General features: G+C 68.0%; 19 protein-coding genes. 11 read left to right on the top strand and 8 right to left on the bottom strand.

Annotated features, from left to right (window positions below):
* Positions 1–21: 21 nt before the first annotated feature.
* From L5G28_RS06065 to L5G28_RS06075, 3 genes are read right to left on the bottom strand one after another with little or no spacing between them, the layout of a single operon-like run.
* Entirely contained in the window at positions 22–1,026 is a 1,005-nt protein-coding gene (locus L5G28_RS06065; protein ID WP_237000744.1) for an oxygenase MpaB family protein, read from the bottom strand.
* A gap of 41 nt (positions 1,027–1,067) precedes the next feature.
* The gene (locus tag L5G28_RS06070) at positions 1,068–1,952 is read right to left on the bottom strand and encodes a 5-oxoprolinase subunit C family protein (protein WP_237000745.1); all 885 of its coding nucleotides are present in this window, start codon (positions 1,950–1,952) and stop codon (positions 1,068–1,070) included.
* The gene (locus tag L5G28_RS06075; protein WP_237000746.1) at positions 1,949–2,626 is read right to left on the bottom strand and encodes a 5-oxoprolinase subunit B family protein; all 678 of its coding nucleotides are present in this window, start codon (positions 2,624–2,626) and stop codon (positions 1,949–1,951) included. Before L5G28_RS06075 ends, L5G28_RS06070 begins: the two co-directional genes overlap by 4 nt.
* 171 nt (positions 2,627–2,797) lie before the next feature.
* Between L5G28_RS06075 and L5G28_RS06080 the strand changes: the two genes are divergently transcribed.
* Both L5G28_RS06080 and L5G28_RS06085 read left to right on the top strand, forming a co-directional pair.
* Entirely contained in the window at positions 2,798–4,108 is a 1,311-nt protein-coding gene (locus tag L5G28_RS06080) for a citrate synthase (RefSeq protein WP_236996123.1), read from the top strand.
* A 4-nt stretch (positions 4,109–4,112) separates the two neighbouring features.
* Positions 4,113–4,478, top strand: coding sequence for an FKBP-type peptidyl-prolyl cis-trans isomerase (locus L5G28_RS06085; RefSeq protein ID WP_237000747.1), 366 nt, complete (start codon positions 4,113–4,115; stop codon positions 4,476–4,478).
* Positions 4,479–4,541: 63 nt separating this feature from the next.
* On the opposite strand, the gene L5G28_RS06090 is transcribed toward L5G28_RS06085, so the two are convergent.
* Positions 4,542–5,318 (bottom strand): ABC transporter permease, encoded by a 777-nt coding sequence (locus L5G28_RS06090; protein ID WP_237000748.1) that lies wholly within the window; start codon positions 5,316–5,318, stop codon positions 4,542–4,544.
* Positions 5,318–6,220 (bottom strand): ATP-binding cassette domain-containing protein, encoded by a 903-nt coding sequence (locus L5G28_RS06095; RefSeq protein ID WP_237000749.1) that lies wholly within the window; start codon positions 6,218–6,220, stop codon positions 5,318–5,320. The genes L5G28_RS06090 and L5G28_RS06095 overlap by 1 nt, the downstream gene beginning before the upstream one ends.
* Positions 6,221–6,286: 66 nt before the next feature.
* Here L5G28_RS06095 and L5G28_RS06100 point away from each other — a divergent pair, with 66 nt between their 5' ends.
* Both L5G28_RS06100 and L5G28_RS06105 read left to right on the top strand, forming a co-directional pair.
* Positions 6,287–7,063 (top strand): TetR/AcrR family transcriptional regulator, encoded by a 777-nt coding sequence (locus L5G28_RS06100; RefSeq protein ID WP_237000750.1) that lies wholly within the window; start codon positions 6,287–6,289, stop codon positions 7,061–7,063.
* Positions 7,064–7,097: 34 nt separating this feature from the next.
* A complete protein-coding gene (locus tag L5G28_RS06105) occupies positions 7,098–7,829 on the top strand; it encodes an enoyl-CoA hydratase (protein ID WP_237000751.1) in 732 nt (243 codons plus the stop codon).
* A gap of 3 nt (positions 7,830–7,832) precedes the next feature.
* On the opposite strand, the gene L5G28_RS06110 is transcribed toward L5G28_RS06105, so the two are convergent.
* Positions 7,833–9,137 (bottom strand): D-arabinono-1,4-lactone oxidase, encoded by a 1,305-nt coding sequence (locus L5G28_RS06110; protein WP_237000752.1) that lies wholly within the window; start codon positions 9,135–9,137, stop codon positions 7,833–7,835.
* Positions 9,134–10,366, bottom strand: a complete 1,233-nt coding sequence (locus L5G28_RS06115; protein ID WP_237000753.1) for an alanine racemase — start codon at positions 10,364–10,366, stop codon at positions 9,134–9,136. Before L5G28_RS06115 ends, L5G28_RS06110 begins: the two co-directional genes overlap by 4 nt.
* 190 nt (positions 10,367–10,556) lie before the next feature.
* On the opposite strand from L5G28_RS06115, the gene L5G28_RS06120 reads away from it, so the two are divergent.
* From L5G28_RS06120 to L5G28_RS06130, 3 genes are read left to right on the top strand one after another with little or no spacing between them, the layout of a single operon-like run.
* Complete coding sequence (locus L5G28_RS06120; protein WP_237000754.1) at positions 10,557–11,633, top strand: MBL fold metallo-hydrolase; 1,077 nt, start codon at positions 10,557–10,559, stop codon at positions 11,631–11,633.
* A complete protein-coding gene (locus tag L5G28_RS06125; RefSeq protein WP_237000755.1) occupies positions 11,630–14,146 on the top strand; it encodes an HAD-IC family P-type ATPase in 2,517 nt (838 codons plus the stop codon). The genes L5G28_RS06120 and L5G28_RS06125 overlap by 4 nt, the downstream gene beginning before the upstream one ends.
* A 14-nt stretch (positions 14,147–14,160) precedes the next feature.
* Entirely contained in the window at positions 14,161–14,391 is a 231-nt protein-coding gene (locus L5G28_RS06130) for an antitoxin (RefSeq protein WP_237000756.1), read from the top strand.
* A 78-nt stretch (positions 14,392–14,469) separates the two neighbouring features.
* Here the strand turns inward: L5G28_RS06130 and L5G28_RS06135 are convergent, their stop codons facing one another.
* Positions 14,470–15,090, bottom strand: a complete 621-nt coding sequence (locus tag L5G28_RS06135; RefSeq protein WP_237000757.1) for a DNA-3-methyladenine glycosylase — start codon at positions 15,088–15,090, stop codon at positions 14,470–14,472.
* Between L5G28_RS06135 and L5G28_RS06140 the strand changes: the two genes are divergently transcribed.
* The 4 genes from L5G28_RS06140 (at position 15,068) to L5G28_RS06155 (ending at position 18,263) form a co-directional block, all read left to right on the top strand.
* Positions 15,068–15,505 carry a type II toxin-antitoxin system Rv0910 family toxin gene (locus L5G28_RS06140; RefSeq protein WP_237000758.1) on the top strand — a complete coding sequence of 146 codons (438 nt, stop codon included), beginning with the start codon at positions 15,068–15,070 and terminating at the stop codon, positions 15,503–15,505. The genes L5G28_RS06135 and L5G28_RS06140 overlap by 23 nt on opposite strands.
* A gap of 195 nt (positions 15,506–15,700) precedes the next feature.
* The gene (locus L5G28_RS06145; RefSeq protein ID WP_237000759.1) at positions 15,701–16,654 is read left to right on the top strand and encodes an ATP-binding cassette domain-containing protein; all 954 of its coding nucleotides are present in this window, start codon (positions 15,701–15,703) and stop codon (positions 16,652–16,654) included.
* Positions 16,651–17,466, top strand: coding sequence for an ABC transporter permease (locus L5G28_RS06150; protein WP_237000760.1), 816 nt, complete (start codon positions 16,651–16,653; stop codon positions 17,464–17,466). The genes L5G28_RS06145 and L5G28_RS06150 overlap by 4 nt, the downstream gene beginning before the upstream one ends.
* Entirely contained in the window at positions 17,463–18,263 is an 801-nt protein-coding gene (locus L5G28_RS06155) for an ABC transporter permease (protein WP_236996138.1), read from the top strand. The genes L5G28_RS06150 and L5G28_RS06155 overlap by 4 nt, the downstream gene beginning before the upstream one ends.
* Positions 18,264–18,306 lie beyond the last annotated feature (43 nt).

Consider the following 18,306-nt stretch of genomic DNA (forward strand, 5'->3'; position numbering starts at 1 on the left):
CGGCTTCGAAATCCGGTCGGCTCAGTCGTTCACCTCGTTGCTCTGCCACGGGAGGTTGGCGCGGCGACCCGCGTGGACGGGGCAGTAGTGGATCGGGTTGTCGCGCTCGGCGCCGGTCGGCAGGTTGCGGGTCGGTGTCTCCACGAGGGGAGCGTCGGGCGCGACGCGGCCGCTGACCCGGTCGTCGGCGTCACGGGCGCGCGGGTGGCGGCGGTAGCGGGCAGGCAGCAGACGCAGGGTCCGGTCGACGGCCGTGCCGAACCGCCGGAACCGCCGTTCGTCCTTATCGGTCCACGTCAGACCCATCATCTCGCGGATCGGCTCGTCGTAGAGGCCGGTCGTGATCCACATGAACAGTCGCTGGACCACCCTCACCTGCCGTTTCCACACCCAGTTCGGCATCCACGGCTGCGCCCACGGCGGGGCGGGCAGCGACGTGATGTCGAGGACGGTGCGCACCGCATCGTGGTCACGGAGCACCCTGCGGCACATGTGATCCCAGTACTCCAAGAACTCCTCGTACGTGTCCGGGCACGGGCGCATGCTGATTCCGTACGCGGCGTACCAGTTGCGCGACTCCTCGAACAGGGCGCGCTTGTCGGCCTCGGAGATGGGCGGGCCGAACGCCTCCGCGCACCGGATGTTCCCGTACCAGAACGTTGCGTGCGCCCAGTAGAAGACATCCGGGTCGAGTGCGTGGTAACGCCGCCCGTCGTTCATCGTGCCCTTGATCGTCAGGTGATAGTCACGGACCTCTCGGCCGGTCTCCGGTGTCTGGTCGAAGACGACGCCCGAGATCGGATACAGCGAGCGCATCAGGCGTTCCCAGCGCTCGCCGAAGAAGTCGGAGTGCTCCCAGACGCCCGCAGCCAGCTTCGGATGCATGTTCTGCATCGACCCCGACCACAGACCCATCAGCATGCCTCGCCAGTCGCCGAAGTACCGCCAGGTGACCGAGTCGGGCCCGAGCGGTGGCAGGGTCTGTGTATCGGGGTCGATCGCTTGGTAGGGCAGCACGTCCGTCATGAGACGAAACTCTAGATGCGTCTCATCCTAAAGGCAATGGCTCACCCGAGGTCGAACCGCACAAGGTCGCCGGCGACGAGCTGGGCCGCGAGGTGCAGCGACGACGGCGTCAGGACCGCGACGACCGGGTAACCGCCGGTCACCGGATGGTCAGCGAGGAACATCACCGGCTGTCCACTCGATGGAATCTGCACCCCGCCGAGCGGCACGCCCTCGGACGCGGGCTCCGGCAGATCACGGTGTGCCACAACGGGTTCGGTGCTGTCGGTGGGGCGATCCACGCGCACGCCGATCCGATTGCTCGCCGGATTCACCACCCATGCCCCGTCGGTCAGCGAATCCGGAGCGACGAGGCGGTCGGCGCGTGGACCGAGGCGAACGGTCAGCGTGACGGTTGGCGACGCCGGGCACGGAGCGGGCGGCGCGAGCATCACCGCGGGCCACGTCGACGACAGGGTGCCGACCGGCAGCTCGTCGCCGACCGCGAGGGGCGCGGGCCCCAGCCCGGACAGCGTGTCGGTCGATCGTGAGCCGAGTTCGGCGGCCACGGCGAACCCGCCGCGGACCGACACGTAGTTGCGGCAGCCGCGGCGTGGAGCCGTCACCGACAACGTCTGGCCGTTCTTGAGCGCGATCGCCGAATGGCTGCCGACCTCGCGCCCGTCCACCCGCACGACGGTGGTCGGCCCGGCGACGGCGACGAGAGCGGTCCCGTGGAGCCGAGCCGAGAAGCCGCCGAGCGTCACCTCGACGCACGCGGCGTCCTCGAGATTGCCGACGAGCCGGTTGGCGAGCGCGAACGACTCGAGGTCGGCGGCGCCCGAGCGGGGCACGCCCAGGTGTGCGTGCCCCGGCCTGCCGAGGTCCTGCACCGTCGCGAGGAGTCCCGTCGAGGCGACCTCGAACTCGGCGTGCGGGCCGGTCATGCGCGCACCTGCTCGAAACGGACGGTCGAACCCGTCGAGAGGACCGCGGGCGGGACGGCGGACGAGTCCCACATCCGGCGGGTCGTGCGACCGAGGAGATGCCATCCGCCCGGGCTCTCGCGCGGATAGACGGCGCTGTAGCCGGCCGCGACCGCGACCGATCCGGACGGGACGGCGGGTCGCGATTGGCCGCGACGCCCGATTTGGGCGAGCAGCTCGATGTCAGATATCTCACTCGAACCATCGGGGATCAGGTATCCGAACCCGGGGGCGAACCCCATGAACTGAACCCGCCAGAGCACCGCTGTGTGCGCTCGGATCAGGTCGTCGACCGAACAGTGGGCGATCGATGCGGCGGCGGCGAGGTCGGGCCCGTCGTACACCGTCGCGATGACCGCCGGATCGCCCGAACTCGACGCCGGGTCGTCGGCCCGCCGGTGGTCGGCCGCTAAGTCGTGCACGACGCGACGAACCCCCAACTCGTTCACGCCGGTGCCCGGAAGCGCTTCCACCAGAACCGTTTCGGCTCCAGCCACCACATCGGCGACAATCAGTAGGCCGTCGTCCGCGGCCCTCCGCAACGCAGTCGCGGCGCGCGCCGCCGCGGATGCGGGGTCGTCGTGTCCGCTGAAGTCGAGGAGGAGAGCGTCGTCTCCCGCCGGGTACTCGCGCATGAACTCACGGTATCGGGATATGAGTAAGCTGAGCGGGCGACGAGAGAAGTCGCAGGCTTCCCTGTGAGCAAACCCGTGGTGATCCCCGGGGGACCCTCAGTGGGCGGCCGAGTCGAAAGCCGACTAAGTTGTAACCAACAACTGCTCACCCGCGATTGCTAAGGGGTTTGTGTGTCCGTGGAGAATGGCGCCGCCGATCAGCAGACCGGTACTTTCACCTACCCCGGTGGAAAGATCGATCTTCCTATACTGAAGGCATCGGAGGGCAGCGACTCGGTCGCACTCGGCTCGTTCCTGTCGACGACCGGCCTGACGACGTTCGACGGCGGTTTCGTGAACACCGCGTCGACCAAGTCGTCGATCACCTACATCGACGGTGACGCGGGCATCCTGCGCTACCGCGGCATCCCGATCGACCAGCTCGCCGAGCGGTCGACGTTCATCGAGGTCAGCTACCTGCTGATCTACGGCGAGCTGCCGACCCCGAGTGAGCTCGAGGACTTCACCACGCGCATCCAGCGCCACACGCTGCTGCACGAGGACCTCAAGCGTTTCTTCGACGGGTTCCCGCGCAACGCACACCCGATGCCGGTGGTTTCGAGCGCCGTCAACGCACTGAGCGCCTACTACCAGGACTCCCTCGATCCGAAGGATCCCGAGCAGGTCGAGCTCGCGACCATCCGACTCCTCGCGAAGCTCCCGACGATCGCCGCCTACGCGTACAAGAAGTCGCAGGGTCAGCCGTTCCTGTACCCGGACAACTCGCTGAGCCTCGTCGAGAACTTCCTGCGCATGACCTTCGGCTTCCCCGCCGAGCCGTACGAGGTGAATCCCGAGATCGCCAAGGCGCTCGACATGCTGTTCATCCTGCACGCCGACCACGAGCAGAACTGCTCGACGTCGACGGTCCGCCTCGTCGGTTCGTCGCAGGCCAACCTGTTCACGTCGATCTCGGGCGGCATCAACGCACTCTGGGGCCCGCTGCACGGCGGAGCCAACCAGGCCGTCCTGGAGATGCTCGACGAGATCCGCGCGTCGGGCGGCGACACCAAGGCCTTCATGACCAAGGTGAAGAACAAGGAAGACGGCGTGAAGCTCATGGGCTTCGGTCACCGCGTCTACAAGAACTACGATCCGCGTGCCGCGATCGTGAAGAAGACCGCCGATCAGATCCTCGCCTCGCTCGGCGTCGAAGACGAGCTCCTCGACATCGCGAAGGGCCTGGAAGAAGTCGCGCTCAGCGACGACTACTTCATCGAGCGCAAGCTCTACCCGAACGTCGACTTCTACACCGGCGTCATCTACCGCGCGATGGGTTTCCCGACGCGCATGTTCACCGTGCTCTTCGCGCTGGGACGTCTGCCCGGTTGGATCGCGCACTGGCGCGAGATGCACGCCGACCCGACCACCAAGATCGGCCGTCCGCGCCAGCTGTACACCGGTTACACCGAGCGCGACTTCGTGTCGATGGGAGATCGTTAGAACCATGGCTGACAACACCAAACCCGACGTCGAATTCCCCGAGGGCCCGGCCCCGACCGAACTCCAGATCACCGATCTGGTCGTCGGCGACGGCGCCGAAGCCCAGCGCGGCGGGATGGTCGACGTGCACTACGTTGGCGTCGAGTTCGAGACCGGCGAAGAGTTCGACTCGTCGTGGGACCGCGGCCAGAGCGCGAACTTCCCGCTCGAGGCGTTGATCCCCGGATGGCAGGAGGGCATCCCCGGCATGAAGGTCGGCGGCCGCCGCCGCCTCGTCGTGCCGCCGGAGCTCGCGTACGGCCCCGAAGGGGCGGGACACCGCCTCTCGGGTAAGACGCTGATCTTCGTGATCGACCTGCTCGGCGCCTGAGACTGACCGACGCGACGCCCGGAACCGATGGTTCCGGGCGTCGCGTCGTCTGCGGGTTCGCGCTCACCGCGCGGTGCGGCGCGGGAACACCCAGGCGGTCAGCGCGGCCGCGACCGCGATGATCCCGACACACCAGGCGACGGCGATGACCGCGTCGCCGCCGGGCGCCTGGCCGGCCAGAAGCGCTCGAGTCGCTTCGATCACCGGGGTCGCCGGCTGGTGCGCCGCGAACGCCTGGAGCCATCCGGGCATCGAGTCGATGGGGACGAATGCGCTGGACGCGTACGGCAGGAACAGGATGACGAATCCGTAGCCGCTGGCGGCTTCGGCCGATCCCGCGACCAGTCCGAGCATCGCGAACACCGAGGTGATAGCCAGGATGTACAGCGCGATGAGGCCGAGCGCGCCGACGGCGTCGACGATGTTCGCGTGGGGGCGGAACCCGAGGGCGACGGCGACGAGGACGACGACGCCGGTCGCGACCAGGTTGCGGAGGACGCTCGCCACGGTGTGGCCGACGAGAACGGTCGCCGCGGACACCGGCATGGTCCGCAACCGATCGATGGCGCCCGATGTCATGTCCTGGCTGACCGACACCCCCGTACTCGCCGCACCGAACCCGGCGCAGGTCAGCACGATGCCGGGTACCACGTAGTCGAGGTAGCTGCCGGTGTCGGAGATCGCGCCGCCGAAGACGAAGACGAACAGCAGCATGAGCATCACAGGCAGCATCACCGCCATGATCATCGCGTCGATGTCGCGGACGCTGTGGCGGACCGATCGGCCGATGAGGATGCGCGAGGCGGTGAGGGCGCTCACGCCCGGGGCTGGAGTGGTCATCACGCCGCCTCCGGTGTCGTGGCGGGACCACCGATGTGGCCGGTGAGTTGAAGGAAGGCGTCGTCGAGGGTCGGGCGCCGCAGTTCGACGACGAGCCCCGGTCGGTCGACGGCGACGGCGGCGGTCAGGCGTGCGAGGTCGCGCGCCGATCCGTCCGTGGGGATCTCGTCGACGACGACGCCGTCGTCGTCGAGCAGGGTGAGCATCGCACCGCCGACTCGCTCCTTGAGTTCGGCTGCGCTCCCGCGCGCGACGATCCCGCCGTGGTCGAGCACCGAGATCTCGTCGGCGAGTGCGTCGGCCTCCTCCAAGTACTGGGTGGTGAGGAAGACGTTCGTGCCGTGCTCGGCGAGTTCGCGGATCTGCTGCCACAACGCCAGCCTGCTGTGCGCGTCGAGTCCGGTGGTCGGCTCGTCGAGGAAGAGGATCTCGGGCGGCCAGATGAGGCTGACGGCGAGGTCGAGGCGTCGTCGCATGCCGCCGGAATACGTGGAGGCGCGTCGATCTGCGGCGGCGGCGAGATCGAAGCGATCGAGGAGTTCGTCTGCCCGGCTACGTGCGGCGCGGGACGACAGTCCGAGGAGTCGCGCCATCATGATCAGGTTCTCCCGTCCGGTGAGGACTTCGTCGACGGTCGCGAACTGGCCCGTCACGCTGATTCGGCGGCGGATGTCGGCTCCGGACGTGGCCAGGTCAAGGCCGAGGACGGTCGCGGCGCCGTCGTCGTGGGGGCGGAGTGTGGTGAGGATGTCGATGAGCGTGGTCTTCCCGGCGCCGTTCGGTCCGAGGAGTGCGTGGATGCCCGGTGCCACTGTCAGGGACAGGCCGGTCAGCACGGGGCGGTCGCCGTAGCGCTTGGTGAGGTCGGTGAGCTGAATGATCGGACCATCTGTGTATGACATAGACAGAGTATGGCATACACAGTGGGTCATGTACACAGAGTTCTCGGTCGGACATAGGGTGGGGGCATGACGGAGAAGACCGAGAGCGGACTGCCCAGACCGGTCGCCATCGCGTGGGGGACGTATGTGCCGTCGCAGAACGGGCCGCGACGCGGACTCTCGCACGAGCAGATCGTCACCCAGGCGATCGCGATCGCCGACGCGGAGGGCATCGCGGCGGTCACCATGGCCAGAGTCGCCAAAGAGCTCGGCTTCACCACCATGTCCCTGTACCGGTACGTCGCCAACAAAGACGAACTGCTCCTGCTCATGATCGGCTCCGAGTCGCTGCTACCGCCGTCGGCGGCCGAAGTGCCCGCGGCGGGCTGGCGCGAGGATCTGCGCGCGTGGGCCGACCTTCTCCGGGACATGTATCGCGAGCATCCATGGATGCTCGACGTTCCGCGGGGGCCGACGTCCGTGTTGATGCCTGTGTCGATGTACATCGCCGACCGGGGGATGCGCGCCCTCAGCGAACTCGGCCTCGGCGGTGGAGAACAGATTTCGGTGGTCCTCGCGCTCTCGTCGTACGTGGCGTCGTTCGCCGGCCTCGAACGGGACCTGGCGGGGCAGGAAGACGTCGAGTTCGGCGCCGAGGCCTTCGCCGAACTCGGGGAAGTGGTCACCGTCGAGCGGTTGCCGTACCTCGCGCCTCTGATGCTCTCCGGCGGCTACATCGGTGGTCCCGCCGACGAGGACGAGGATGGTGTCGACGACGACTACCGGCTCGGTCTCGATCTGCTGCTCGACGGTCTCGCCGTCCGGTGGGGGACCATGGACACGCCGAATCCGCTCGCCGACTGAGCGTGCGCCCGCGGGCCTCGGTATCCTGCCATCCATGATCGTGAGCAGCACAGCCGGCCCAGTGACCACCATCGAGCTGGCCCGCGAGGCCAAGCGCAACGCCCTCGACTACGACATGCTGCGCGACCTGTCGCAGGCATTCACCGACGCCGTCGACGCGGGTGCACGCGTCATCGTCCTGACCGGGCGTGGTCCGGTGTTCAGCGCGGGCGCCGACCTGTCGGGGCCGGTGTACGACCCGGCGTTCCCCGAACGGCTCGTCGAGGTGATCGAGCAGATCGAGTCGACACCGATTCCGGTGATCGCCGCCGTCAACGGTCCGGCGCTCGGCGGCGGACTCCAGTTGGCGATGGCCGCGGACCTGCGGGTCATCGCTCCCGGAGCCGTCGCAGGCATCCCGGCGGCGAAGATCGGCGTCGCCCTCGACGAATGGACGATCCGGCGTCTCGTGTCACTCGTCGGCGGCGGCCCCGCGCGCGGCATCCTGATCGGCTGTGAGCCGCTCTCGGCGGACCGCGCCTACGATCTCGGCTTCGCCAACAAGATCGGCGACCTCGCCGACGCCCAGCACTGGGCCGCCACCATCGCCGGTTACGCACCGCTGACGCTCCGCCACTACAAGATGGTCTTCACCGGCGACGGCGCGCGCGACGAGGCGCCGAAGGACCGGCACGACGCGATGATCGCCGCATGGATGAGCGACGACGCGAAAGAGGCTCGCGCCGCCCGCGACGAGAAGCGACCGCCGGTCTTCCAGGGCAAGTAGGCGTCACGAACCCAGGACGGTCTCCAGATACGGGTTCGTGAACACACGCTGCGGATCGAAGCGGTCCCGCACGGCGAGGAACGCGTCGAACTGCGGATACACCTCGCGGAAGTAGTCGGCGTCGCGTGTATGCAGCTTGCCCCAGTGCGGGCGACCGCCGTGGGCCGTCATGATCGCTTCGACGTCGCGGAAGTAGTCCCGCACCGAGGCGGGGTCGTCGCGGTGGTAGCGGTGAACGGCGATGTAGCCGGACGGGCGGCCGCTCGCCGTCGACAGCATGAGATCGTCTGCGGCTGCAGACCGTACTTCGATCGGGAAGCTGACGCGGTGGCGACCTTCGATCACCGACCGGACCTCGCGTAGTGCGTCCGGCACCTCGGCGAGCGGGAGCGCATACTCCATCTCGCGGAAACGGACATCACGATCGGAGACGAACACCTTGTCCGACCGGTCGGTGTAGGCGCGCGCCGACAACGCGCGGCCGACCACCTGGTTGAACACCGGGACCACTCGCGGCACCCGTGACCCCGCAGCCGTCAGCGCTCCGAGAGTGCGGTTGGCCAGCAGTTCGTCGTCGATGTAGCGGCGCAGCGGACTCGGGCCGTCGGACGGGGTGTCCGCGGGCAGCCTGCTGTTCGACTTGGTGAGCGTCGCGCGCGTGTGCGGGAACCAGTAGAACTCGTAGTGGTCGAATTCGGCGACCCGGTCGAGGAACCCGTCGACGACGTCGTCGACGTCCCCGGGGCCTTCGACGGCGCGGACGGCGAACGCGTCGACGCACTGCAGGGTGATCTCGGTGAGTACACCGAGCGCGCCGAGACCGAGGGCAGCCGCCTTCAGGTCGGGGTCGTCCTCGCCGATGTCGCGGATCGTGCCGGTGCCGTCGACGAGCTGTACCCCGCGGATCTGCGTGGAGATACCGCCGAACCGGGCGCCGGTCCCGTGGGTGCCCGTCGACGTCGCCCCGGCGATGGTCTGACGATCGATGTCCCCGAGGTTCTCCATCGCCAGCCCGAGCGGCTCCAGGATCCCCGGGATCTCGTGCAGGTGAGTTCCCGCGGCGAGCGTCACTCGTTTGCGGTCCAGGTCGACGGCTCGGACGCCGCGCAGTCCCGACAGGTGCACCTGGATGCCGGGTGCGACGGCGATCGGTGTGAAGCTGTGGCCCGCGCCGACCGGTTTCACCGGGTCGCCGCGCCCGACCGCCCCGCGGACCGCGTCGGCCAGGTCGTCGACGGTCCGCGGCGTGATCACCTCGGCCGGCGTGTACGAGACGGTGCCGCCCCAGTTAGTCCAGATTCCAGTCATCCGAAGCACTTCCCTTCGCCTCGATAGGTCGGGACCACGTCCACGACGTCGGCGACGCCCGCCGCGTCTCGCCGAATCAGCGCCACCCGCTCGGATCGTTCGCAGACCTCGCCGGACTTGGTGTGGCGGAACCATACTCGGTCGCCGATCGACAACTCGTCGGCAGCTTCGCCTGCGAGCGGAGTCTGCACTTCGCCTGCCGACTCGGTGCCCACGTACTCCAGGCCTGCCGGCCACACGGGTTTCGGTAGACGGTCGAGGGCGGGCGGCCCGGACGCGATCCATCCGCCGCTGCCGCATGTGACGATTCCGTCAGCGGGCCGTCGCAGCACGTCGAGGCCGAAGGCCATCGCCGGGGCGGGACGAAAGTGGCGGTAGTTGTCGAACAGGTGCCCGCCGAACAGCCCGGATCCCGCGGCGATGTCGGTGACCGACGTGTCCTTCGCCGTCTCCTCGAGTGATCCGGTGCCGCCTGCGTTGACGATCTCGAGGTCGGCGATGTGCCGCAACGCCGCGACGACGTCGCCTCGCCGATGTCGGAGCTCACGCATCGACACCGCCTGCATCGCGCGTACAGCGGTGTTCATGGCGGTCTTGCCGTCGACCCCGTTCCCGACCCCGGCGACCTGCGCCTCGTACGACATGACGCCGACCAGGCGGAACCCGTCGCGGGCCTGCACCGCTCGGGCGAGAGCGGTCGCCTGCCCGACGGAGTGGATGGGCGACCGACGGACGCCCAGGTGGACGCGGTCGCCCGCGATGCGGAGTGACGCATCGAGGTCGATGGCGATGCGGACTGTCGGACGCTTGCCGGGCGGGGTCACCGAGTCGATGACGTCGAGTTGGGCCCGGTCGTCGACGAGGAGGGTCACTCGCGCGCACGCGGTCTCGTCGGCGAGGAGAGCCGCGAGCGCTTCGCGGCGGCAGGTCGGATAGCCGAGCAGGACGTCGCCGACACCCGACTCGGTCGCCAACCAGTGCGCTTCGGCGACATCGTAAGCTAAGACTCCGGCGAAGCCGTCGCGTTCGAGGACATGGTCGATCATCGAACGCACCCGCAGTGACTTCGACGCGACGCGGATCGGGACGCCGTTCGCGCGACGGCGCAGATCGTTGATGTTGGCTTCGAGCGCGTCGAGGTCGAGCGCCAGAACGGGGGAGTCGAGCCCGGCCCGGCGGACGGCGTCGTCGACAGCGGCCCAATCGGGCTCATACGTGCTCGTCGGCATCGGGTGCAGCCTCTCCGTCTAGGAAGTAGATCGATCGATCAACTTTTGTGATCATCATGACACAGGCCCGTCGGGTCGGTGAAAGGACTTCGGCACTTATTTTCGGCCGTACGCCGAAAATAAGTGCCGAAGTCATTCTCTCTCGGCTGCCACGCGGAGCGCCGACGCCCCGAGACCATATTCTGGATCGGTGACTGTGATTCCTGGACCGTTGCGCGCGATGGGCGCGTCGACCGCTGCGATCGCGGAGGCCACCGCGGGATCGCCGAATCGTTCGGGCGGCGTCTTCGCCAACCGGGAGCCCGCCGCGGTCGCGGAGGGCGCTCCGGGTCCCGGCGTGTTCGTCGACATGCTGCGCCGCCCCGGTGCGCCGAGCGGAGTGATTCCGGTGCTGCGCCCCGTCGTGGCGCCCGTACCTGCGGAGCTCTCGATCACCTGGCTCGGGCATGCGAGCGCGATCGTCGACGTCGACGGTGTGCGTGTGCTCCTCGACCCGGTGCTGAGTGCCCGATGCTCGCCGTCGCAACTGGTGGGGCCCAAGCGGATGCACGACGTCCCGATCACGGCGGCGGCGCTGCCCGCCGTCGACGTGGTCCTGCTCAGCCATGACCACTACGACCACCTCGACACCGGCACGGTCACGACGATCGCGCGGATGCAGCCGGACGCGATGTTCGTCGCACCGATCGGCGTCGACGCCCACCTGCGCCACTGGGGCATCGGTGCGGAGAAGATCCGCACCGCCGACTGGCACGGGAGCGTCACCGTCTCGGTGCGCGACACCCGACTCACGTTCGACGCGTATCCGGCCCGGCATTTCTCGGGTCGAGGGTTTACTCGGAACGAGACGCTGTGGGCGAGCTGGGCGGTGAGCGGACCGTCGCACTCGTTCTTCTTCTCGGGCGATACCGGCTTCACCGACGGGTACCGGGAAATCGGCGAGCAGCACGGTGCGTTCGACGCGACGCTCATCGCGATTGGGGCGTACGATCCGTTGTGGCCCGACATCCACCTCAACCCGGAAGAGGCTGTGACCGTTCATGATCTGGTGAACGGGGGTGAGCGCGCCAGTCTCCTGATCCCGATCCACTGGGGTACTTTCAACCTTGCGCGGCATTCGTGGGGCGATCCTGTCCGGCGGCTGCTGCCCGCGGCGGAAGCGGCCGGGATCGACGTGTGCGTGCCCCGACCCGGTTCCACCCTCGACGCGGTCGACCGTGTCGGAACCGCGATAGACGATCCGACGTGGTGGGAGCGACACGTATGAGCATGACGATGGACCGGTTGCCCGGCCTGACCTCGGCGGAGGTCGCCGAACGGACGGCCGCCGGGCAGGTCAACACGATGCCGGACAAGTCGGGTCGCAGCGTCGCCGACATCGTGAAGGCCAACGTCTTCACCCGCATCAACGCGATCCTCGGTGTGTTGTTCGCGATCGTGGCGTTCACCGGGTCGTTCATCAACGGGCTGTTCGGCTTGTTGATCATCGCGAACAGCGGTATCGGCATCATTCAGGAGATCCGAGCCAAGCGGACTCTCGACCGGTTGGCGATCGTCGGCCAGACCAAGCCGATCGTGCGCCGAGACGGAGCAGCGCAGGAGATCGCGCCCGACGAGGTCGTCGTCGGCGACATCATCGAACTGGGGCCGGGCGACCAGGTCGTGGTCGACGGCGAGACCGTCGAATCCGAAGCACTCGACATCGACGAGTCGCTGCTGACCGGTGAGGCCGACGCTGTCGACAAGTCGCTCGGCGACGAGATCATGTCGGGAAGCTTCGTCGTCTCCGGTTCGGGCGCCTACCGGGCGACGAAGGTCGGCCCGGACGCCTACGCGGCCAAGCTCGCCGCTGAGGCCAGCAAGTTCACGCTCGTCTCGTCGGAGCTGCGGGCGGGCATCGACAAGATCCTCAAGGTCATCACCTGGCTGTTGATCCCCGCAGGCATCCTGACGATCGTCAACCAGCTGTTCATCAGTGAGAACGGACTCCGGACCGCGTTGCTCGGCATGGTGGCCGCGCTGGTGCCGATGGTGCCCGAAGGTCTGGTCCTGATGACGTCGATCGCGTTCGCGGTCGGTGTCGTCCGGCTCGGCCAGCGGCAGTGCCTGGTCAACGAGCTCCCGGCGATCGAGGGCCTCGCCCGAGTGGACGTCGTGTGCACCGACAAGACGGGGACGCTCACCGAGAACGGCATGCGCCTGTCGGAGATCCGCGTGGTCGACGACGCCTTCGACCCGATCCAGGTGCAGACCGCGATGGCTGCGCTGGCGGCGGCAGACCCCCGCCCCAACGCCAGCATCCAGGCGGTGGCCGAGGCGTATCCGGAGGCGCCCGGTTGGTCGACGTCGGCGATCCTGCCGTTCAGTTCGGCCAACAAGTTCTCCGGCATCTCGTTCGTCGACGGTGACGGCGTCGACCGCGGCAACTGGTTGATCGGCGCACCCGACGTGCTTCTCGACCCGGAGTCGGAGATCGCGCTGGCAGCGCAGGAACTCGGTTCGACCGGGCTGCGGATCCTGCTCGTCGCGACGTGCGCGACGCTCGTCGACTCCGAACCGGCGGCCGGCTCCACGCTGCCCGGCGCGATCACCCCGGTCGGGTTGATCGTCTTGGAGCAGCGGGTGCGTCCCGACGCCCGCGACACCATCGAATACTTCGATTCACAGAACGTCGCCGTCAAGGTGATCTCCGGTGACAACGCGCTCTCGGTCGGCGCGGTCGCCGCATCGCTGGGCCTCGGCGACCCGGAGTCCGCCGTCGACGCGCGGAAGCTCCCGACGCAGGAGCGCGAGCTCGCCCAGGTGATCGACCGCGCCGACGCGTTCGGCCGTGTCCGACCAGACCAGAAGCGTGCCATGGTCGCGTCGTTGCAGGGGGAGGGGCACACGGTCGCGATGACCGGTGACGGCGTCAACGACGTCCTCGCACTCAAGGACGCCGACATCGGCGTCGCGATGGGGTCCGGTTCGTCGGCAGCCCGGTCCGTCGCCCAGATCGTGTTGTTGGACAACAAGTTCGCGACGCTCCCGTATGTCGTGGGCGAGGGTCGACGCGTCATCGGCAACATCGAACGCGTCTCGAACCTGTTCCTCACAAAAACTGTGTACGCGGTGCTGTTGGCACTCCTCATCGGCATCACCGGACTGTTGGCGAGGGCGTTCGGCTGGGACCCCGTCAGCTACCCGTTCCAGCCGATCCACGTGACGATCTCGGCGTGGTTCACGATCGGCATCCCGGCGTTCATCCTGTCGCTCGCGCCGAACAACGAGCGGGCGAAGACCGGGTTCGTCCGTCGCGTGCTGACCCAGGCGATTCCGAACGGCATCATCATCGGCCTGGCGACGTTCGTCTGCTTCATGTTCGTCAACCGCGACTACTCGGGTGCGTTGGCGAGCTACACCGGCGACGTGCTGTTGGCGCCGTCGGACACGGTCGCGGCGGTCGCAGGAGCATCACAGGCGATCGGCGCCCAGCAGACGCAGGCCGCCACGGCGGCGTTGGCGACGATGATCGCGATCGCGGTGTACGTCCTGGCCGTGGTCGCGCGCCCGTACACATGGTGGAAACTCGTGCTCGTGGCAGTGTCGGTGATCGCGTACGTGCTGATCTTCACGGTGCCGTTCAGCCAGCGGATGTTCCATCTCGATTCGTCGAACGCCGGGATGATGGCCGTCGCCGGGGTGTGTGCGGTGGTCGGTTGCGCCGCCGTCGAGGTGTCCAGTCGTGTGCTCGCCGCAGTAGTGGACCGCCGTCGGTCGGCGGAGTCGCTGAATGCGTGACTATAATTTCGTCCATGGATCTCAAAGGAATCGTTGACAAGGCCAAGAGTGCGCTGAAGTCGAACCCGGACCTCATCGAGAAGGGTGGCGACGCCGTCGACAAGGCGACCGGCAACAAGTTCGCTTCGCAGGTCGACAAGGCGCAGGACGCGGCCCGCAAGGCAGTCGGTGCTGACGAGAAGCGGGCTGACGAGAAGCGGGCTGACGAGAACAAGCCCGGCGAGAACAGGCCGGAAGGCAAGTAGGACTCGTCCGGCGAATCCTGTAGTCCGCCGATCTGTTCCACCATGTGGTCCGGATCGGCGGACTAGCTGTTTTTGCCACTAGTTGCGAGTCTGGCGGCAGGCTTTCGGGTGGCGGCGATACACGGACACGGACGGTTCGTCGCCGATCCAGAACCGCCACGGTTCGTCGGCGGCGAGCCGGACGCCGACACGCGGCCCGGCGACGATCGTTTCGGGAGTCTGAGCGCGCTCCCCGAGGTGGACGCCGCCCAGGGCCGTGACGTCGGTGCGCAGGTCGGCCATGGTGATGCCGAGCGCTTTGGCGAGGTTGCCGGGCCCGCGGCCCAAAGACTCGTCGTCGATCCTGCGTTTGTCGTCGATCCTGGGTGCGCGTCGTTGCCGGGCGAGGTCGAGGCCGCCGACGACGCGGCCGGCCCGGATCAGTACCGCCGACCCTGCGCCTTCTGGGCTGGTCACGATGTTCGCGCAATGATGGCCGTGGATCCGGTAGACGTAGAGGCGCATCGGCGGCCCGTACATCGTCTCTGATCGGGGGGTCCGCGTGTACGCGTGCGACGCCGGATCGTGCGGGCCGTCGTACGCCTCGACCTCGGTGATCACCGCGGACACGCCGTGCGACGTGAGGATGCGACCGAGGAGTCCGCGGGCCTGTGCGCAGACGCTAGGCTCGGTGACCATGGCCAAGACGAGTGACTCCATTCATGTCGATCTGTCGCCCGAGGATACCTTCGCGGCGGCCGCCGACCTGTCCCGCTACGAGGAGTGGCTGGTGTTGCACGACGGGTGGCGCAGCCGGCTTCCCGCCGCACACGAGCTCGCCGAAGGCACCACGTTGTCGTCGGTGATCAAAGCGAAAGGTACCCGCGTCCGGTTCACGTGGGAGATCGAGAAGTTCGATCGGCCCAGGGAAGTCGTCCTGAAGGGTACCGGCAAGGGCGGTGTCAAAGCGAAGCTGAACCTGGCAGTCAAGCCCGACGGCGCCGGTTCGACGATCAGCTTCCTCATCGACCTCGGCGGCCTCCCGCTGATGGGCCCGGTCGGCAAGGCGGCGGCCCTCGCGGTGAAAGGCGACGTGCACACGTCGTTGCAGAAGTTCACCGAGATCTTCGGCTGATCGGCGCTGCTGCGCCGGAGACGGCGCCGGACACGAAGTTCCACGCACCCATTCACCGCGGATGCGTGGACGGACGCAGATCGTCCAGGTGAGTGCGCGAGCACCCGCCGTGGCCAACCCGCCACGAATTGGTTAGGCTCACCTATGTTCCAGTGATCTGCTGGTGTCGAGAACCGCCCACGAAGGGGAGGACGCATGTCAGCGCCCGCTGCGATCTCTGTGGAGAATCTGACCAAGACGTACGGGAGTGTCACCGCTCTCGACGGGATCTCGTTCGAGGTGCCGCACGGTGAGATCCTCGGCCTCCTCGGACCGAACGGAAGCGGGAAGACGACCACGGTCACGCTGCTGTCGACGCTGCAGCGTCCCACCGCGGGGAGCGCGCGGATCGCGGGACACGACGTGGTCGCCGAAGCCGGGCGAGTCCGCGAACTGATCTCGCTCACCGGGCAGTACGCGTCGATGGACGACAGCCTGACCGCCGCCGAGAACCTGTCGGTCTTCGGTCGCCTCACCGGTCTGCGCGGTGCGGCGTTGGCTGGCCGCATCGACGATCTCGTCGACCAGTTCGACCTCGCCGATGTCCGTTCCCGCCGCGTCGGCGCGCTGTCGGGAGGCATGCGCCGACGTGTCGACATCGCAAGCGCCCTCATCACGCGACCGGAGGTGCTGTTCCTCGACGAGCCGACGACAGGACTCGACCCGCGCAGCCGAGCGGCGGTGTGGGACACCGTCGCCGGGCTCCGCGCCGAAGGCATCACCGTCCTGCTGACCACCCAGTACCTCGAAGAGGCCGACCGTCTCGCCGACAACATCGTCATGCTCAACGGCGGGAAGGTCGTGGCGTCGGGCACTCCGGGCACCCTCAAACAGCAGGCAGGCGCCGCCGTGTGCGAACTGAGCCTGGTGCAACGGTCCGACGTCGAACCCGCCCTCGCCGCGCTGACTGATCTGGACGTCATCGAACACGACGACGCGTCCACCGCGACGCACCCGAGGATCGTGGTCCGCGCCGCGGACGGCATGTCGGCCGTCCGAGACGTCATCGCCCGCTTGGACACCGCGCACATCGACGTCGTCGACATCGGTCTGCGCCAACCGTCGCTCGACGAAGTGTTCTTGCAGATGACCGGGGTCGACGCCGGATGACCGCGACCCTCGCCCCGACCGTGCCGTCGGCTCCCGAAGCCGCCGTCCGACGCCGGTCCGTCGGCCTGCTGTCGGCGACCGCGACACTCGCTCGTCAGAAGGTGGCCACCGGCTTCCGGACCGGCGACGCGATGTTCGCGACATTGAGCCCCGTCGTCTTCTTCCTCTGCTTCTATGTGCCGCTGCACCGGCGGTTCGAAGCAGCGGGCGGCGACTACGCCCAGTTCCTGACCCCGATCATCTTCCTGCAGACCGGAATCTTCACCGCGATCGCCGCGACCGAGGTGGCGGGCGCCGACGCCCGCGCCGGTGTGCGCGAACGCCTGATGAGCCTGCCGATCCCGCGCGTCTCACCGATCCTCGGTCGCATGGTGTGGGTTGTCGTCCGCATGTGCCTGGCGGTGTGCGGCGGTCTGATCGTCGGATTCAGCCTCGGTTTCCGTTTCCACGGCGATGCCGCCGACACGATCGGCTTCCTCGTCCTGGTGGTCCTCTTCGGGCTGGCGTTGAGCCTGCTCACCGATGCCGCAGGCTCGGTCGCCGCGAGTTCCCTCGCGGTCGCGAGCGTCCTGATGATCCCGCAACTGATCCTCGTCATGGCGTCGACCGGTCTGGTCCCCGCCGAGAGCTTCCCCGGCTGGATCCAACCCTTCGTGCGGAACCAGCCGCTGTCGGTGTTCTCCGATGCGCTCCGCGCCCTCTCGACCGGTGCCGACCTCAATCCGACGGCCGTGATCTGGTGGGCGGTGGGTCTGCTGGCCGCGGGCGCGCTCGCGGTCGCCGCCGTCGCGCGGAGACAGGCGACCCGATGACCACCGCACAGATCTGGCCGCCGCGACGTGCGGTCGGCCCGCTCGCGCAGATCGCCGTCCACACCGGCACGCTGTTGAGGTCGTGGAGTCGCGACCCCGGCATCGTCGTGCAGTCGTTGGCGTTCCCGACGTTCATGCTGCTGATGTTCCAACTCGTGTTCGGCAAGTCGGTGACCGCACTCGGTTCCGGCGACAGCATCTTCGGCAACACCGGACTCGTCGCACTCGTCGGAGCGCTGTACGGGACCATCGCGACCGCGATGTCGCTGATCCACGAACGGGACAGCGGCCTGCTTGCGCGCATGTGGACGCTCCCCGTGTCGCGATCGGGATTCATCGCGGGCCGTCTCACCGCGGAAGCCGTCCGGACGGGGTTGGCGACCGTCGTGCTGTTCCTCGTCGCGATGACGATGGGGTTCGGTTTCGAGCAGGGTGTGCTGCCGGCTCTCGGCGCATGGGTGGTGCCGATGATCTTCGCTGTCGGCGTCGCCGCCCCCGTCATCGCGCTCGCGACGGTCGCATCGGGTACCCAGTCGGTGCAGTTCCTCGGCGGCGTCTTCCTGTTCCTGCTGTTCTTCAACAGCGGTTTCGCGCCGATCTCCGAGTATCCGGGCTGGCTGCAGCCGGTGGTCCGCAATCAGCCGATGAGCCCGGCGATCGACGCGATCCGCAGCTTGACCGAGGGCGGTCCCGTCGCCGGGCCGCTCACCGCGACCATCGTGTGGACCATCGGTCTGCTCGCCGTCTTCGGACCGTTGGCCGTGCGCGGATACCGGCGCGCGTCCGAAGGTCGCTGAACCACACTGCGTTGAACCACACTGCGCCGAACCACACTGCGCT

The organism is Gordonia liuliyuniae, assembly GCF_021739025.1.
Lineage (GTDB): Bacteria > Actinomycetota > Actinomycetes > Mycobacteriales > Mycobacteriaceae > Gordonia > Gordonia liuliyuniae.

Bases quoted from the DNA above. Each gene is read 5' to 3' on its own strand.
- L5G28_RS06065 (WP_237000744.1), bottom strand. From the start codon at position 1,026: ATGACGGACGTGCTGCCCTACCAAGCGATCGACCCCGATACACAGACC.
- L5G28_RS06070 (WP_237000745.1), bottom strand. From the start codon at position 1,952: ATGACCGGCCCGCACGCCGAGTTCGAGGTCGCCTCGACGGGACTCCTC.
- L5G28_RS06075 (WP_237000746.1), bottom strand. From the start codon at position 2,626: ATGCGCGAGTACCCGGCGGGAGACGACGCTCTCCTCCTCGACTTCAGC.
- L5G28_RS06085 (WP_237000747.1), top strand. From the start codon at position 4,113: ATGGCTGACAACACCAAACCCGACGTCGAATTCCCCGAGGGCCCGGCC.
- L5G28_RS06090 (WP_237000748.1), bottom strand. From the start codon at position 5,318: ATGACCACTCCAGCCCCGGGCGTGAGCGCCCTCACCGCCTCGCGCATC.
- L5G28_RS06095 (WP_237000749.1), bottom strand. From the start codon at position 6,220: ATGTCATACACAGATGGTCCGATCATTCAGCTCACCGACCTCACCAAG.
- L5G28_RS06100 (WP_237000750.1), top strand. From the start codon at position 6,287: ATGACGGAGAAGACCGAGAGCGGACTGCCCAGACCGGTCGCCATCGCG.
- L5G28_RS06105 (WP_237000751.1), top strand. From the start codon at position 7,098: ATGATCGTGAGCAGCACAGCCGGCCCAGTGACCACCATCGAGCTGGCC.
- L5G28_RS06110 (WP_237000752.1), bottom strand. From the start codon at position 9,137: ATGACTGGAATCTGGACTAACTGGGGCGGCACCGTCTCGTACACGCCG.
- L5G28_RS06115 (WP_237000753.1), bottom strand. From the start codon at position 10,366: ATGCCGACGAGCACGTATGAGCCCGATTGGGCCGCTGTCGACGACGCC.
- L5G28_RS06125 (WP_237000755.1), top strand. From the start codon at position 11,630: ATGAGCATGACGATGGACCGGTTGCCCGGCCTGACCTCGGCGGAGGTC.
- L5G28_RS06130 (WP_237000756.1), top strand. From the start codon at position 14,161: ATGGATCTCAAAGGAATCGTTGACAAGGCCAAGAGTGCGCTGAAGTCG.
- L5G28_RS06140 (WP_237000758.1), top strand. From the start codon at position 15,068: ATGGCCAAGACGAGTGACTCCATTCATGTCGATCTGTCGCCCGAGGAT.
- L5G28_RS06135 (WP_237000757.1), bottom strand. From the start codon at position 15,090: ATGGAGTCACTCGTCTTGGCCATGGTCACCGAGCCTAGCGTCTGCGCA.
- L5G28_RS06145 (WP_237000759.1), top strand. From the start codon at position 15,701: ATGTCAGCGCCCGCTGCGATCTCTGTGGAGAATCTGACCAAGACGTAC.
- L5G28_RS06150 (WP_237000760.1), top strand. From the start codon at position 16,651: ATGACCGCGACCCTCGCCCCGACCGTGCCGTCGGCTCCCGAAGCCGCC.
- L5G28_RS06155 (WP_236996138.1), top strand. From the start codon at position 17,463: ATGACCACCGCACAGATCTGGCCGCCGCGACGTGCGGTCGGCCCGCTC.